Consider the following 15,734-nt stretch of genomic DNA (forward strand, 5'->3'; position numbering starts at 1 on the left):
GTTTTGCCGGGGTCAGCCTACTTTCGATACGGCCGCCCCATCCCGGCATTACCCTGCATGCCCTTGGTGCCCCGCACGGCGCCACCTGCGCTGGCGGGGGCCTGAATGGGCTGCGAGTAGGCGCGGTTGACGTCCTGCTTTTGCCACGGGGTGTCCGGTTGCTGGCCATAGGTGCCCGACAGGCGCCGTTGCACGTGGCCGCGTGCCTTTTCTTCCAGACCCAGCGCGTTGGCGAGGTCTTCTGCAAACTCCCGCTCTCGCGGGCTGTCGACATCGATCGCGGACATGGCGGCGGCGAAGATCTGCGCCCTGAGGCCGGGGTGATCGGGCACGTCGCGGGCGAAATCACGCACGTCGATGCGCGCGTCCAACTCATCTTCCACAAACCGCCGCTCCCGCGCGCCAAGACCACCGCTGTCTCGCCCGTCTTGTCCGCGCAGCGAATCCAGCAATCCGCCGCCGCCCCGCCGCTCGTCCCGGTTGCCCCGGTTCGTCAGCGCCCGCGCACCGCGCGCGGCTGCCACACCCACGGCCACCGTGGCCAAAGTTCTCAACAGGCTCATAGCCAAATCCTCCCAGATGAAAATATGCGGGGCAGCATGGCAGAGGCAGGGGCATGGGCATAGCCTGATCTGCGCAAGGGTACGGGGAATGCGGGGCCTTGTGCGTCAAAACTTGACACCGGACGCCGTCCTCGGCACTGCCGCAAGGCACGACGCAGGAGCAGTAGACATGGACCCAAAACCCCGGATCGACGCCTTTGGCGTGATCTCCCTGACCGGGTTCGCGCTGCTTCTGGCGTTCAATCAGGTGGTCATCAAGCTGGTGAACGAGGGCCTCCAGCCGGTATTCTTCGCGGGGCTGCGGTCTGTCGGCGGCGCCCTGTTGATCTTCGGCTGGATGAAACTGCGCGGGCTTTCCGTCGCCATCGCGCCGGGGACGATCCCTGCGGGATTGATGATCGGCGTGGTCTTTGCGCTGGAGTTCATTTGTCTGTTCTGGGCGCTGGACCTGACCAGTGTCACGCGGACATCGGTGATCTTCTACACAATGCCGATGTGGCTGGCCCTGGCTGCCCATGTCTTGATCCCGGGGGAGCGCCTGACACCGATGAAATCCGCAGGGCTGCTGTTGGCTTTCGCGGGGGTCGTCGTGGCGCTTACAATGCGGGGCGACGGGGCGGGAGAGACCTCGATCCTTGGTGATATTCTGGCGCTTCTGGGGGCCATCTTCTGGGCCGCCATCGCGCTATGCGCGCGGGCCACGAAACTCAGCACGGTGCGCCCGGAAGTGCAGTTGCTGTGGCAACTGACGATCTCGGCGCCGCTTCTGTTGCTGGCGGCGCTGTTTTTCGGGCCCTTGCTGAGGGATCCGGAACTGATCCACTGGGTGGGTCTTGCGTTTCAGACCGTGGTGATCGTCTCAGCCGGTTTCCTGTTCTGGCTCTGGCTTCTGACGATCTATCCGGCGAGTTCGGTTGCGGCGTTCTCTTTCCTGACCCCTGTCTTCGGGGTCGCCTTGGGCTGGCTCTTGTTGGGGGAGGAGGTGGGGCCGGGCATCTTGGTGGCGCTGGTGCTGGTCTGTGCGGGGCTGGTCTTGGTCAACCGTCCGGCGCGAAGAGGCTGAGGGTTTACGCCGCCTTCGGCGTCGCCACTAAGGCATTGCGCCGCCTACGGCGTCGCGGGGGGGGGCCTCGCTTCGCTCGGCCAAGCGCGGCTTTGCCACGCGTTAGGCGGCTCCGCCGCGTTCAGGTGCCGCAAAACGTTTGTAACACTTCTTCGGTCGGCTCGGGCGCGCGTTGCAGATCTGCGATCTCCGGGCGGTCGGTGAAGGGGTCTCGCAAGGCCGCGTTCAGGCGATTGAAAGGGGCGAAGTCGCCGGTGATGGAGGCTTGAATGGCCTCCTCCACCCGGTGATTGCGTGGAATGACGGCGGGGTTCACGGCCTGCATCTTCGCGATGCGCGCGTCTTCGGGCAGGCCCTCTTGGACCAAGCGGGCGCGCCAGGCTTCCAGCCAGGGCATCAGCGCCGCCGGGGCCTTGAAGGCGGCCGCCGCGCTTTCGGGATCTGGGCTTGAAAGGGCGCGGAAGGTCTGGGTGAAATCGGCCTCGCCCTGCGCCATCCGGTTGAGCAGATCGAAGGCGAGGCGCGCGTCCGCTTCGTCGTCGCCGGTCAATCCCAATTTGGCGCGCAGGACCCCGTGCCATGCCGCGTCGAACCGGGCGGCGAAGCCGTTGACGGCCTCGGTGAATTCTTCGATCGCCGCGTCCCGGTCCGGCATCAGGGGCAAGAGCGCCGTGGCCAGTTGCGCCAGGTTCCAGGCCGCGATTTGCGGCTGCTGGGCATAGGCGTAGCGGCCGAATTGATCGATGGACGAAAAGACCTTGTTGGCATCATAGGTATCCATGAAGGCGCAGGGGCCGTAGTCGATCGTCTCGCCCGACAAGGTCATGTTGTCGGTGTTCATCACCCCGTGGATGAAGCCCACGCCCATCCATTTCGCCACCAACTCGGCCTGCGCCTGAAGCACGGCATCCAGCAGGCCCGATGGCCCCTCGACGCCCGGATAGTGCCGCGCGAGGGTGTGGTCGAGCAGGTCTTGCAGGGCGTCGGTATCTTGGCGCGCCGCGAAGAACTGGAAGGTGCCCACGCGGATATGCGACGCGGCCACCCGGGTCAGCACCGCGCCGGGCATTCGGCCTTCTCGCAGGACGACCTCTCCGGTGGTGACTGCCGCCAGCGCCCGCGTCGTGGGGATGCCGAGGGCGGCCATCGCCTCGGACACGATGTATTCGCGGATCACCGGGCCGAGCCACGCGCGTCCGTCGCCCCTGCGCGAATAGGGCGTCTGGCCTGCGCCTTTCAACTGGATGTCAAAGCGCGCGCCGTCTGGCGCCACGACCTCGCCCAACATCACCGCGCGCCCGTCGCCCAGTTGCGGCGACCAGCCCCCGAACTGGTGGCCCGCGTAGACCTGCGCCAAGGGGGCGGCGCCCATCGGCACGACGTTGCCTGCGAAAAGCTGCGCCAGTTCGGCGTCATTGTCCCCGAGGGTAATGCCAAGCCGTTCGGCAAGGGGCCGGTTCACGGCGATCAGCGCCGGGTCCGCCACCGGTTTCGGGGATTGCCGGGTGAAGAAGCGGTCCGGCAGGGCGGCGTAGGTGTTGTCGAATGGGAAGGCTGCGGGCATTGGGGGTCTCCGGCGTTTGGCTTGATGTAGGGCGTTGCGCGGGAAATGCCTAGGGTGAGGTCAACTGGATCTCGATCCACAGGGGCAGGGCGGTGAATTGGCCGAGCGCGGTGCGCGAGAGCGCTTCGGCCTCGATCCGAAGGGATTGGGTGTCGCCGGTGACGCGGGCGCTTTGTGGCTCCACCCAGAAGAAGGTCTCGGGCCCCAGGGCCGTGCCGGTGCCGTTCGACCCGTCGCCTGACCCGTTCAGGCTGATGCTGTGCACGGTGCCTTCATCCCCCAGCACGACCCGCAGAAGGGGCGGCAGGGGGAAGCCCAGATGCATCTGCGCGAAAGTCATGGCGCCGCCTTGAATGGGGACCACTTCGGTAAGGGTGATCGTCGTGCCCGCTAGCGTCAGATGGGCGAGGGCCGGGCCATCGGCCCGCGCGGGCAGGGCGAAGAGCGGGAGGAGAGCGCAGGCCAGCGCTGCCCTCATAGCTGCCCGATCCGGTCGGTGAGCAGGGCGAAGAACCCCTCGGCTTCCAGATCCCCCATGAACATCGCGTTCCTGTCCCGGTCCGTGACGCCCCACCAATCGGCGACGGTCATGCCGCGTGTCAGCTTGGACGTGGTCTCGATCTCGACATTCACGAAGCGGCCGGTGAACAGCGCAGGGTTGATCAGGTAGGCGATCACGCAGGGGTCATGAAGGGGGGCACCTGCGCTGCCGTATTTCTCCTTGTCGAAGCGCTCGAAAAAGTCCGTCCATTCCGCCACCATCGTGCCCGGCCGCGTGCCAAGATCCCGGAACGCCTGGACGCGGGGGGCAGTGATCAGGGCCTTGTGGGTCACATCGAGGGGCATGACGACCAGGGGGCAGCCGGATGAGAAGACGATCTGCGCGGCTTCGGGGTCGACGAAGATGTTGAATTCGGCGGCGGGCGTGATGTTGCCGACCTCGAAATAGGCCCCGCCCATCAAGACGATTTCCTGCACTTTCGCCATGATATCCGGCGCGCGTTGGAAGGCAGTGGCGATATTGGTCAACGGCCCCAAGGGGCACAGCGTCACGGTGCCCTCGGGCTCGGCGCGCAGCGTCTCGATGATGAACTCGACGGCGTGCTGATCCTGCAAGGCCATCGCCGGGTCCGGCAGCACCGGGCCGTCAAGGCCGGTCTTGCCGTGTACATGTTCCGCCGTGACCAGCGTCTGACGCAGCGGCCTGTCGCAGCCTGCGAAGACCTTCACGTCCGGGCGGCCGGCCAGTTCACATACGATCCGCGTATTCTTTTCCGTCAGCGCCAGCGGCACGTTGCCCGCCACGGCGGTCAGGCCCACGACCTCCACCTCGGGCGAGGCCAGCGCCAGAAGGATGGCGACCGCGTCGTCCTGGCCGGGGTCGGTGTCGATGATGATCTTGCGTGCCATGGGGCCTCCAGTTTGGTCCTGTATCAGAGCGGAGCAGGCGACCAGATGCAAGCCGCACACGTCAGGGAAAACGCGACATGACTTGACGGACGCGCCGTGGCGGCGCATCTGAGATGCCATGAAAATACTTCTTTATATTCTCGCGGCCCTCGTGGTCCTGACCCTTGCGGCTGCCGCTTACGTGCGCCTCTCCCCGGTGGACGCCGCAGATTGGCATGTGGACCCGGAAGAGGTCACGCCGCCCGCCAGCCCGAATAACGCGCTTCTGGCCGGATCCAATGCGGCCACGGTTCAGGCCTCTGCGCTTGTGGTGGCGGGCCGCTTGCAGGCGATTGCCGAGGCCGAGGGCGCGCAGGTCGTCGCGGGCGCGCTTGGGGAGGGGTTCGTGACCTACATGGTGCGATCGCGCGTCATGGGCTTTCCGGATTTCATTACCATTCGGCTGGTGCCCGAGGACGACACGACGCGGGTGCACGTCTTCTCCAGGGCGCGCGACGGGTACAGCGATCTGGGGGTAAACACCGCCCGGGTACAGCGCTGGCTGACCGCCGCACGTGATGAGGCGGGCGACGCCTGATGGCCAATGCGCTTCCCCGCGATCGCCTTCGCCAGATCACTGACCGGTTCGAGTTTCTCGAAGCGCAGCTGAACGGCAACCCCGACCCTTCGGAAATCGCCAGGATCAGCCGCGAATATGCCGATCTGAAGCCCGTTGTTGCGGAAATCGCCGCCTATGAGCAGCTTCTGGAGGATCGGGCCGAGGCGCAGGTGATGCTGGCGGACCCCGATATGAAGGAACTGGCGGAGGAGGAATTGCCTCGCCTGGAAGCTGCCATTCCAGCGGCCGAGCAGTCCTTGCAACTGGCGCTTCTTCCCAAGGATGCCGCCGACGCGCGCCCCGCAATGATCGAGATCCGCCCCGGCACCGGCGGCGATGAAGCGGCGCTTTTTGCGGGCGATTTGTTGCGCATGTATACCCGCTATGCCGAGGCGCGGGGATGGACGCTGGAGATCGTGGACCTACAGGAAAGCGACCTTGGCGGCATCAAGGAATGCACCGCGCGGGTGGAGGGGGAGAACGTCTTCGCGCGACTCAAGTTCGAGTCGGGAGTGCACCGGGTCCAGCGGGTGCCGGAAACGGAGTCCGGTGGGCGTATCCATACCTCGGCCGCGACCGTCGCCGTGCTGCCCGAGGCTGAAGATGTCGATATCGACATTCCCGCCACGGATATCCGAATCGACACGATGCGGGCCAGCGGGGCGGGCGGCCAACACGTGAACACCACCGACTCGGCCGTGCGCATCACCCATGTGCCATCGGGGATCGTTGTGGTCAGCTCCGAGAAATCCCAGCACCGCAACCGGGAAATCGCGATGCAGACCCTGCGCACACGCCTTTATGACCTGGAACGTCAAAAGGCCGATGATGCCATGGCCGCCGACCGCAAGGCGCAGATCGGCTCGGGCGATCGCTCGGAGCGGATCAGGACGTATAACTTCCCCCAGGGCCGCATGACCGATCACCGCATCAACCTGACGCTGTACAAGCTGGATGCCGTGATGCAGGGCGATCTGGACGAGATCGTGGATGCCCTGACAGCCGAGGATCAGGCCATGAAACTGGCCGAGATGAACGGGTGAGCGATACGACCCTGCGCGACGTCCACAGCGCCTACGTCAACGCCGTCAAGGAATTCGCCGGTGCCTATGAAGCAGGTCGAGAAGCGGCGCTGGTGATCGAACACCTGACGGGCCTGTCGCGGGCGCAGCAAAGTTTGCGTGGAAGCGATGCCTTCGAGGGCGATCCGGCCCGTCTAGAGGCCATCTTGACGGCGCGGCGGACGCGCCAGCCCTTGTCGCAGATCCTGGGCTACGCCCCGTTTCGCGACCGCCTGTTTCGGGTGACGCCCGACGTCCTGACGCCCCGAGCGGATACCGAAACCCTCCTCGACGCCGCTTTGGCGGCCTCTCCTCGCAGCTTTCTGGATCTGGGCACGGGCCCCGGGACGCTTGCGTTGACGGTTTTGGCAGAATTGCCCGACGCGCAGGGCGTGGCCAGTGACACGTCGCGCGCGGCGCTGGATATCGCGGCGGTGAACGCGGACGCACTTGGCGTGGCCGCGCGTGTGACGTTGATCGAAAGCGATTGGTTTGACGACATAGAAGGTACGTTCGACCTGATCATCTCCAATCCGCCCTACGTGGATGCCGCCACCTACGCGACGTTGGCCCCTGAAATCACCCGCTGGGAGCCCAGGATCGCGCTAAGCCCCGGCGGGGACGGCCTGGACGCCTATCGCATCATCATCGCCGGGGCCCCCGCCCATCTGCGCCCCGGGGGGCATCTGATGGTCGAGATCGGGTTCGACCAGGCTGCCGCCGTTTCGGCGCTGTTCAAGGAAGCAGGCTTCCAGGATATCTCGGTTCTGGCGGACCTGAACGGCAAATCCCGGGTCGTCGGCGGAATCTGGCGCTAAAACGGCGCAATCCCCGGCGAGAAACACTGATTTTCGCCAAAATGGTCTGGACTCACTCATCCCCACATGTTTACTCACTACCAAGCGCGACACGAGGCAGTCTCTGCCCTCCGCGCTTTTCTCGCCAGATCGCGCAGTGCCAAGGATCGGTACAAACGACGCGCAGATTGAGACTTTCCGGGCCCCGCCAAAGTTGCGATGTGGCCGCCAACCAGGACCACTGGATTAGTACACACATGAGATCTTCGAAGAACCGTTCGCGGTCCAAAGGGAACCGCAACCGCAATGGCCAAGGCGGCGGCAATATCGTCAATCGCGTCTTCGACTCGTCGGGGCCAGAGGGCAAAGTGCGCGGCACGCCTCAGCAGATTGTCGACAAATACAATCAGCTGACCCGCGATGCGCAGCTTTCCAACGACCGCGTGGCCGCAGAGAGCTTTCAACAGCACGCCGAGCATTACACCCGGATGCTGGCGGAAGCGATGCGTGAGCAAGAGGCCAAGCAGGCCCAACATCAGGCCCAACATCAGGCCAACCAGCAGGGAAATCAACAGGGCAACCAAGGTGGTGGGAACCAGCAGGGTGGCCAACAAGGTGGACAGCAGGGCCAGCAGAACAACGACCAACAAGGTGGCAACCAGGGCGACAGCAAGGGTGGCAATCGCCGCAACCGGGGCGGTGGCGGCAATGATCAGCAGCCCGAAGAGCAGCCGGCGGAACAGCCCCGCGCGGACGCAGAGGCGCAGGGCACTTTCGATGCCGTGATCGAACCCGCGAAGGCCGACAGCGGTCTGGTCGAAACGCCCGAAAGCGCGCCCAAGCCAAAGCGACCTCGGACGCGGCGCCGCAAGGCTGACGCGCCGGCGAAGGATGCCCCCGAGGCCGGTGTCGGCGACGACAAACCGCCGCAAGAAGCCGCAGAATAAGGCAGCGCAAAAGCAGACAAGGGGCCCGGTGGGCCCCTTTTTCGTGGGGCTGGCTAGCGCGCGGGCGCGATCACGTCCGTCATCACCCGCGCAAGCGCACAGAATCCCTCCAGCGGCACTTGCTCGGCCCGGTCGGTGGGCTTGAGCCCTGCGGCGATCAGTCGGTCCTCGATATCGGGGGTCAGCCCCTTCAGGGCCGCGCGCAGCATCTTGCGCCGTTGTCCGAAGGCGGCGGCGACCACGCGGGTCAGTACCCGTGCGTCGGCCTCGAACCGGGGGGCGGGCAGGGCGGTGAAATGGACCACCGCGGAATGCACCTTGGGTGGCGGCGTGAAGGCCTCGGGCGGCAGGGTCATGGCGATCCGCGCCTCGGCGCGCCACTGGGACAGGATCGCGAGGCGTCCATAGGTCTTGGAGCCGGGCGCGGCCACGATCCGTTCGGCCACTTCGCGCTGGAACATCAGCGTCATGCTTTCCCAAGGGGGCGGCCAGGTGGCGGGGGTGAGCCAACGGATCAGGAGTTCGGTCCCGACGTTATAGGGAAGGTTGGCCACGATCTTGCGGGGGGCTTGCAGCTCGGCTTCCCAGTCCAGATCGAGGGCATCGGCGTTGAGAACCTTCAATTTTCCAGGGTAGGCGGCCGCAATTTCGGCCAGCACCGGAAGGCAGCGAGGGTCCTTTTCGACAGCCACGACCCGCCGTGCGCCCTCTGCCAGAAGCCCGCGCGTCAGCCCGCCGGGGCCGGGGCCGACTTCAAGCACATCGGCGTGGGACAGGTCGCCTGCCAGTCGCGCGATTTTCGCCGTCAGGTTCAGGTCCAGCAGGAAGTTCTGCCCCAAAGCCTTGCGGGCGGACAGGTCGTGGGTGGCGATCACCTGACGCAGGGGGGGCAGATCGTCGATGCCACTCATTGTTCGGCCTCTTTGGGCGAAGACCCTCGGGCGGCGGCCATATCGTGCGCCATCTTCAGCGCCGCGATCAAGGAGGTCGCATCGGCACTGCCTGTGCCTGCAATGTCAAAAGCCGTGCCATGGTCCGGGGACGTGCGGATAAACGGCAGGCCGAGCGTCACATTCACGCCACCCGCGAAATCAATCGTCTTGATCGGGATCAGCGCCTGGTCGTGATACATCGCCAGTGCTGCGTCGTAATGTGCCCGTGCGCCGGCATGAAACATCGTGTCGGCTGAGGACGGCCCGCTGATCGTCATTCCTGCGGCGCGCAATTCTTCGAGTACCGGGCCGATCACCTCGATCTCTTCGCGGCCCATCGCGCCGCCTTCGCCTGCATGGGGGTTTAGGCCCGCCACGGCGAGCCGGGGGGCTGGGATGCCGAAATCACGGCGCAGCGCGGTTTCGGTGATCCGGATCGTGTCTCGCAACAGATCGGCCGTCAGGGCCTTTGGCACCTTGGCCACGGGGATGTGGATCGTCACCGGCACCACCCGCAGTTCGGGGCAGGCAAGCATCATCACCACACGTTCCACCCCTGCAAGATGGGCGAGGTATTCCGTGTGGCCGGGAAAGGCAAAGCCCGCACCATCCTTGAGCGCTTTCTTGTGGATCGGACCAGTTGTCAGGGCCGAGGCCTCGCCCCGCATCACCAGATCCACCCCGCGCGCGATCACATCGATCACGCCTTGGGCATTGGCCGGGTCCGGTTGGCCGGGAATGGCAGGGGCGGCAAAGGCGTGGGGCAGAACCGGCAGGCCATCATGGCAGGCCGCAGCTGCTTCGGAGGGGCTGGAGAGCGCCACAAGCGGCGCGCCAAGGCCCACCAAATGGGCCGGGTCACCAATCACGAAGAACGGCAACTTGGCCCCCAACGCGGCCCAGGCGCGGACAGCGATTTCAGGGCCGATGCCCGACGGCTCGCCTACGGACAGCGCGATGGGCCGGGCCATGGGGGGAACTGTCATTCAGTTGACGTAGGCGATGCGCGCCTCGGCACGTAGTTGTTCCAGATAATTCGCCGCGAGCCGCTGCAATTGTTCGCCGAACAACTGCTCACGAATGCTGTCGATCCCGTCATCGGGCTCTGCCGTCACGCGGTCACAAAGCATGACCGCAAGCAAGACCGTGCCGTTGTTGCGCGTGACCGAGGTCGACATTTCGTGATTGTCGAGCGTACGGATCGCCATCGCGATGTCTTCGGGCACTTGGCCGGGCGGGACCGAGTGAAAGGTGAAACCGCCAGGGACCACACCGTAAAAATCGTTGCAAACATCGACGGCAGCATCCAGGCGCGCGGCCTCTGCCAGCGCCTCGACCGAGCGGCCGCCGGGGATTGCAATGGTCACATAGTCAATAGAGGTGACGGGCAACCGCGGAGAGGTCACTTCGCGCTGGCCACGAAACTGGAACAACGCATAGGCCTGCCCGCCGCCCAAGGGCACGGGCGCGGTCACCTGACCGTAGCTCATGCTCATGAAGAGGTCGCGCAAACCCTCGGGCAATTCGCGCAACGCGCGCCAGCCCGTGACGCCACCGGCCTCCCGCGTGGGGGCGGCGGAAAAGCGGCGCGCGGCTTCCGAGAACCGATCGACATCGCCGGCAAGATCGCGGCCAAGGCGCCCAAGTTCGGTTTCCAGTGTGGCCTGGTTGTCGGGGGTCACGGGGATGATGATTTCGGCCAGCGCAATCTCGATCCCGCCACCCAGTACGGTGCCCAGTTCAAGGGCGCGTTCCACGTCTTCATCGGTGATCTCGACGCGCGGCCCGAAGCGTGCCCGCACCACGTTGCGCCAGGTGATGCCGTTGGCGACGAAATCGCGGATCGTTTCGGGCGCGATGCCTTGCTGCGCCATCTGTTGCAGGAACTGTTCGGGGCCCACGTTGGCGCGGGCGGCGAATTCCGACAGCCCCGCCTCGATCGCTTCGGGCGCGGCCTCGGCCCCGACGGCCAGCGCGGCATCCAGTTGCAAACGCTCGTTGATCAGCGCCTCAACTGCCTGCTGACGCAGATCGCCCTGGGCGTTCAGCACCTGAAGAAAGAGCATCCGCTGGTTGATTTCGTAGTTGGTCACGATGGTGTCGTTGACCTCGACGGCGGCCGCGAACGGGTTTTGCGCCTGGGCGGGCGTTGGCGCGACCGTACCCCCAAACCACAGGGCCATCAGCACTGCCCCAAGACCTGTCATTTGCCGCAATCGGAGTGCTGCCAAGACTATGCCGTTCATCCGTGAACCCCTGTTCGTTCGTCCTGTGCCGCCGCATTTGCGGCAGCGTCGTTATCTAGTGGGCCCGGTCGGGCCCTCATCCACGGCAACTGCGCGATACCGAGCGGCCTTCGCGTCCAGCCCCGAACCCTGCCAGCGACACCGTCAACCCAAAGCTGGTGGCCGGCTCCAACGTGCTGGAAGTGGTATATCGGCGCGAGACGGAAAACTCCATATCCAGACATTCATTCCTGTAGCCCAATGTCACGCCCGCCCGCGTCGCCTCGTTGTCCATGAAGTCGTACCGGAAATTCAGGCCCGCGTCCCAGCCACTGTTGAGCGCATATTCGCCGTCAAAGGCCAGTTCCGCCAAGGGATCGGCGCGCAATTCGCCCAGGTCTGCTTCCAGGAAGGTATAGGTTGAGATGACCTCGTGGCGGTCCCCGCTCCAGGCCAGGGACAATTCGCTGGAGGTAAAGTTCAGCGCGCTGTCGAAAAGCGACCGGTTCGCGACGCTTAGCTGGTCCGAGAAGCTGAGGTGGGTGGCCATCAGGAAATCCGACTGCAAGCCATTGAGGCCAGAGCCTTCGGTGAATTGCCCCTCGTCCTCGCGGCGCAAGACCACGCCTGCGCCCACGCCCACCGTCCAGCCGCCCGGCGCGATGCGCGAGTAGCTGAGGCCGATATTGGCGCGCGTGCCTGTCTCGCGGCGGTCCGACCCGGGAAGACGGTCGAGAGAAAACAGGTTCGCCTCGTCGAATTCGACGATGAAGCTGTCTTCGTTCGGGGGGGCGTCGCCGAAGGTGTTGGACCAGACCAGTTGCGCGATGGGCTCGATCAGGTGGCTGACGCCTGTGGCTGTCGTGGCCTGCATCGGATAGCGCAATTCCACGGCGGAATAGGGCGTCAGGCGGTAAACGGTCGAGCCGAATGTGGCGTCTTGCTGGGTATTGTAGACCCCGCCGTGAAGCGCCCCTTCAAAGGTGGCCATGAGACCGCCGAAGGTCTGCGATCGGCGCCAATCCAACGCGCCGGTGACGCGGAAGACATCGCGCCCGTCGTCCCCATCGATGGTCGAATAGCGATAGAAGCCCGTGCCCTCAAGCGTGGCCGTCAGCGTGCCACCGATCAGGTCCGGGGTGATCCGGCGGGTGATCTCGGCATGGGCGACGCGGGTGGGCAGGGTGTCGTTATCGACGCCGTCGCGCAGGCTTTCGTAGAGCGTGCCGGAGGCCTCGACATATTCATCGCGCCGCACGCGGCTGACGCGGGCGTAGCTTTCCAATGTATCGGGGTCATTGAAGCCGTAGGTCGTAAGGTAGCCCCGGTCGCTGACAGCCTGCAGCTGCAAATCGAGGGTGAACGCGCGCGGCAACTCGAACGACGCATCGGCGAACAGGTAGGCGCGGGTCGCATTGTTTGTCAGATCGTCCCACGACACAGCGCCTTCGGCCTCCAGTTCCCCGTTGCGGATGGCCTGACGGTAACGAAGCTCCACCGTCTGGGTACCGACGCCGATCCACGGGGTCACGGTGATGTCGGCATGGTCGCCCAATTCAATGAAATAGGGCACCAGCAATTGCGTTCCGGTCAGGTCATCAGCGCTGACAGAGGGGGCAAGAAAGCCCGTCGCCCGTTCCAGCGTCGGGTCGGGCATGCGCATGCGCGGCAGAAAGAAGACGGGGACGCCAAGGACCCGGAATTGCGCGTTTTCGAAGTATAGCTGTTGTTCCTCGGCATCATGTATGATGCGCCGGGCGCGGATTTCCCACAGCGGTGTGGGGTGATCGAAGCAGACCTCGCACGACGACGCGACGGCCTGGTAAAGCTGTGTATAGCGCCCGTCCGTGTGGACAATCTCGGTGGCGGCGATCTGCAACTGGCGATCCAGAACCAGTCGTGCGGATTGCAGCACGCCGTTTTGCAGGTCCGCCGACAGCTCGGCAAAATCAGCGACAAATACAGCGTTGCCGCTTTCGTCTACCAAGGTGAGCGGGCCTTGGACGCGCAGGTTATCGGTGCTGCCGTCGTAGGTGATCGATTCCGCCCGGAGGCGCGAGCCCTCGAAGAAGACCTCCACCGCACCACGTGCAGTGACAGAGGTCGAGCCGTTGAAACGGATGTTGTCGGCGATCAGCGTGGCGGGCGCAGTCGTTTGTGCCGCCCCCGGTGACGGAAGGCAGACGAGCACGGCCAATACGACCGCAGCGATATGCAAGACGCAACGGGTCACCCATCCTCCGTATGCAATAAAAAGCCAAGCGCCAAGAGGATTGCTGCAATCGGCGGCGTCCAGGCCACAAGTGTGACCGAGACTTGCCCGGTTTCGCCCAGAACCTCTGCAAAACGGCGGATGAAGACCACTCCGAACCCCAGAAGGATGGCCGCAAGCACCATGACACCGGTTTTGCCAAATCGCGTGTGGCGCATGGTGAAGCCCGCGCCGATCAGCACCATGGCGGCCATCACCAGGGGTGAGGACAGTTGCATCTGGAACCATGTGCGGTGTTGCAACGCCGCAAAGCCCGCATCGTTCAACTGCCGGATGAACCCCGGAAGATCAAAGATCGATACCGTTTCGGGGTTGCCGAAACTGTCGCGGATCTGTTCCGCCGTGAGGGTAGAGGGAAGGGTGAGTACCGCGAAGGTTCTCGCGTCCGCCTCGGCGTTGTCAGAGCCCGCGATGGGCCAACGCCTGACGTCCGCCAAGTCCCAAGCCCCCCGCTCCAGCACTGCCTCGCGCGCGTCCATCCGCTCCAGCAGGAGGCCGTTCGCGTCGAAGGTAAAGAAGGAGGCGTCGAAGAGATGCGTCCCGTCGGAATTGGTCGCGCGTGCGCGGATCACCGTTTGCTCGCTGCCGGTGCCCTGGCGCAACCACAAGCCCCCCTGCGTCAGCGAGACGGTCCGGCTTTCGCCGCCGGTCATCTGCGCGCGCGTCAACTCGAACTGGCGCGCGGTAGAGGCCACCAGCGGGTTCAGCAGCGCCAGTGCAAGCCCCCCGATGATAAGTGCCACAACAACCGGAGAGGCCGCCGCCGCCAGGGCCGAGCGTCCGGCCGCGCGCACCACCACCAACTCGGATGTGCGTGCCAGGCCCAGAAACAACAACAGCGTCGCCAGCATCACAAAGAGGGGCAGCAACCCCATCAACGAGCGCGGCAAGTTCAGCAGTGCCAGTTGCAGCACGGCGGTGAAGCCTTCGCCTTCGTTCAGGCCGCGCAGTTGGTCTGCCATGTCAATGGGCAGCAGGATCGCCACGAAAACAGCCGTCACGATCCCGAAAGCCATCAAAAAGCGACGTGCAATGTAGAGATGCAGGATCATGCCGGAACGCTCCGCCATCGGGTGGAGCGGCGCATCGCCAATGCGATCATGATTGCGGCGATCACTGCCGCCAGGGCCGGTTGGGCATAGGCCATGGCCCAATCCTCGGCGTCCGCCCGAACGGCGGCCTCGCCCGCGTTGCGCACGATCTGCATGGGCAGCACGAGGGCCACGGCGATCAGGATCTGCTTCCAGACCCCAAAGCGCGAAAAGCTGCCAAGCATCAGCGAGGCGGCTCCGATCAGCGGCACGAAAATCACGAAAAGGGATTGCGCAATGCGGTCATGCCCTTCGAAGACCATGTGGGCCAGGGGCAGGTTCAACGCATCCGCCATCTGCCGATCGGCGGTCAGAAGAAAGGGCGTCGGCAACTCGCGCACATCCACCCGGCGCAGGGCAGAGTCATCGATCAGCGTGGCGACGGAATAGGTGAAATCGCTGAACGAGATCGTCGCCAATCGCCCCGTCTCCAGGTCCAGCGTTTGGGCGATGCCATCGAACATCACCAGCCGCGGGCCGTTGACTGACCGGACCAGCAGTGCCGTCGTGGCGGTATATGTTACCTCGACCCCGGGGTTGGAGGCATCTTGCAGGAAAAGGTCGCGAAACTCGCCCAAGGGGCTGATTTCGCGGATATAGACCGTAAGGCCACCGGTGGGGTGGATGAACTCTCCGGCGCGCAGGAACCGGCCCGTCAGGTCATCGCGGACCTCGCTCTGACGCTCGATGAACTGGGCGCGAGCGGTGGGTGCAAGGAGGTTGCCAAGCAGTGCCACCAAAAGCGCCATCAGGCAGCCGAAGACGAGGACGGGCCGCAAGAGCCGCAGGGCCGAGAGGCCTGCCGTTTGCAGCACCACCAATTCGGAATCGCTGATTAGGCGGTTGAAAATGTAGAGCGTGGCCACGAAGGCCGAGACCGGCAGGATCAATTGCACGATCCACGGCAGCGTCAGGGCTGAAAATTCAAGGAACACGCCGACGTTCTGGCCATCGGCGATCAGACTGTCGAAGAGGCGCGCGGCCTGGTTGACCCAATAGACCGACACCAGCACGAGGCTGAAAAAGCAAAACAGCATCACCAGCTGCTTCAAGATGTATCGGTCGTACTGACCCAAGCCGTGGTACCCCCCACATGCGGTGTGCGGGTGGCAGCCCGACCGCGTCATCTATGTTTTATCAGCGATCTTCGCCCTTGCGTAGGGGCGATCTGGCCAAGGGCGGAACAGCGCCGTAAGGTCTGGCGCGAATGT

General features: G+C 64.8%; 15 protein-coding genes. 5 read left to right on the top strand and 10 right to left on the bottom strand.

Going from position 1 to position 15,734, the window contains the following annotated elements:
• Positions 1-17: 17 nt before the first annotated feature.
• Complete coding sequence (locus tag KUL25_RS02335) at positions 18-563, bottom strand: tellurite resistance TerB family protein (RefSeq protein WP_257891455.1); 546 nt, start codon at positions 561-563, stop codon at positions 18-20.
• Between the two features lie 169 nt (positions 564-732).
• Between KUL25_RS02335 and KUL25_RS02340 the strand changes: the two genes are divergently transcribed.
• Entirely contained in the window at positions 733-1,626 is an 894-nt protein-coding gene (locus KUL25_RS02340; protein ID WP_257891456.1) for a DMT family transporter, read from the top strand.
• Positions 1,627-1,747: 121 nt separating this feature from the next.
• Here the strand turns inward: KUL25_RS02340 and KUL25_RS02345 are convergent, their stop codons facing one another.
• From KUL25_RS02345 to KUL25_RS02355, 3 genes are read right to left on the bottom strand one after another with little or no spacing between them, the layout of a single operon-like run.
• A complete protein-coding gene (locus tag KUL25_RS02345; RefSeq protein ID WP_257891457.1) occupies positions 1,748-3,190 on the bottom strand; it encodes a protein adenylyltransferase SelO in 1,443 nt (480 codons plus the stop codon).
• A 49-nt stretch (positions 3,191-3,239) separates the two neighbouring features.
• Positions 3,240-3,668 carry a hypothetical protein gene (locus KUL25_RS02350; protein WP_257891458.1) on the bottom strand — a complete coding sequence of 143 codons (429 nt, stop codon included), beginning with the start codon at positions 3,666-3,668 and terminating at the stop codon, positions 3,240-3,242.
• Positions 3,665-4,600, bottom strand: a complete 936-nt coding sequence (locus tag KUL25_RS02355) for a nucleoside hydrolase (protein ID WP_257891459.1) — start codon at positions 4,598-4,600, stop codon at positions 3,665-3,667. The genes KUL25_RS02350 and KUL25_RS02355 overlap by 4 nt, the downstream gene beginning before the upstream one ends.
• 118 nt (positions 4,601-4,718) lie before the next feature.
• Here KUL25_RS02355 and KUL25_RS02360 point away from each other — a divergent pair, with 118 nt between their 5' ends.
• The 4 genes from KUL25_RS02360 (at position 4,719) to KUL25_RS02375 (ending at position 8,003) form a co-directional block, all read left to right on the top strand.
• On the top strand, positions 4,719-5,177 hold the full coding sequence (locus KUL25_RS02360; protein WP_257891460.1) for a DUF1499 domain-containing protein: 459 nt from the start codon (positions 4,719-4,721) through the stop codon (positions 5,175-5,177).
• The gene (prfA, locus tag KUL25_RS02365) at positions 5,177-6,241 is read left to right on the top strand and encodes a peptide chain release factor 1 (RefSeq protein ID WP_068364991.1); all 1,065 of its coding nucleotides are present in this window, start codon (positions 5,177-5,179) and stop codon (positions 6,239-6,241) included. Before KUL25_RS02360 ends, prfA begins: the two co-directional genes overlap by 1 nt.
• The gene (gene prmC, locus KUL25_RS02370) at positions 6,238-7,077 is read left to right on the top strand and encodes a peptide chain release factor N(5)-glutamine methyltransferase (protein WP_257891461.1); all 840 of its coding nucleotides are present in this window, start codon (positions 6,238-6,240) and stop codon (positions 7,075-7,077) included. Before prfA ends, prmC begins: the two co-directional genes overlap by 4 nt.
• 236 nt (positions 7,078-7,313) lie before the next feature.
• Positions 7,314-8,003, top strand: a complete 690-nt coding sequence (locus KUL25_RS02375) for a DUF4167 domain-containing protein (RefSeq protein WP_257891462.1) — start codon at positions 7,314-7,316, stop codon at positions 8,001-8,003.
• Between the two features lie 53 nt (positions 8,004-8,056).
• On the opposite strand, the gene rsmA is transcribed toward KUL25_RS02375, so the two are convergent.
• The 6 genes from rsmA to lptF all read right to left on the bottom strand — a co-directional run bounded on the left by rsmA (position 8,057) and on the right by lptF (position 15,650).
• Positions 8,057-8,914 carry a 16S rRNA (adenine(1518)-N(6)/adenine(1519)-N(6))-dimethyltransferase RsmA gene (rsmA, locus tag KUL25_RS02380; RefSeq protein ID WP_257891463.1) on the bottom strand — a complete coding sequence of 286 codons (858 nt, stop codon included), beginning with the start codon at positions 8,912-8,914 and terminating at the stop codon, positions 8,057-8,059.
• Complete coding sequence (gene pdxA / locus KUL25_RS02385; protein WP_257894808.1) at positions 8,911-9,906, bottom strand: 4-hydroxythreonine-4-phosphate dehydrogenase PdxA; 996 nt, start codon at positions 9,904-9,906, stop codon at positions 8,911-8,913. Before pdxA ends, rsmA begins: the two co-directional genes overlap by 4 nt.
• Positions 9,907-9,921: 15 nt before the next feature.
• On the bottom strand, positions 9,922-11,181 hold the full coding sequence (locus KUL25_RS02390; RefSeq protein ID WP_257891464.1) for a peptidylprolyl isomerase: 1,260 nt from the start codon (positions 11,179-11,181) through the stop codon (positions 9,922-9,924).
• Positions 11,182-11,257: 76 nt separating this feature from the next.
• Positions 11,258-13,393, bottom strand: a complete 2,136-nt coding sequence (locus KUL25_RS02395) for an LPS-assembly protein LptD (RefSeq protein ID WP_257891465.1) — start codon at positions 13,391-13,393, stop codon at positions 11,258-11,260.
• The gene (lptG, locus tag KUL25_RS02400) at positions 13,390-14,502 is read right to left on the bottom strand and encodes an LPS export ABC transporter permease LptG (RefSeq protein WP_345790916.1); all 1,113 of its coding nucleotides are present in this window, start codon (positions 14,500-14,502) and stop codon (positions 13,390-13,392) included. Before lptG ends, KUL25_RS02395 begins: the two co-directional genes overlap by 4 nt.
• Positions 14,481-15,650: an LPS export ABC transporter permease LptF gene (gene lptF, locus KUL25_RS02405; protein WP_257891466.1), complete on the bottom strand. Its 1,170-nt coding sequence runs from the start codon at positions 15,648-15,650 to the stop codon at positions 14,481-14,483. The genes lptG and lptF overlap by 22 nt, the downstream gene beginning before the upstream one ends.
• Positions 15,651-15,734: the final 84 nt, after the last annotated feature.

The sequence above is a fragment of the Gymnodinialimonas phycosphaerae genome (genome assembly GCF_019195455.1).
In the GTDB taxonomy this organism is placed as follows: Bacteria; Pseudomonadota; Alphaproteobacteria; order Rhodobacterales; family Rhodobacteraceae; genus Gymnodinialimonas; species Gymnodinialimonas phycosphaerae.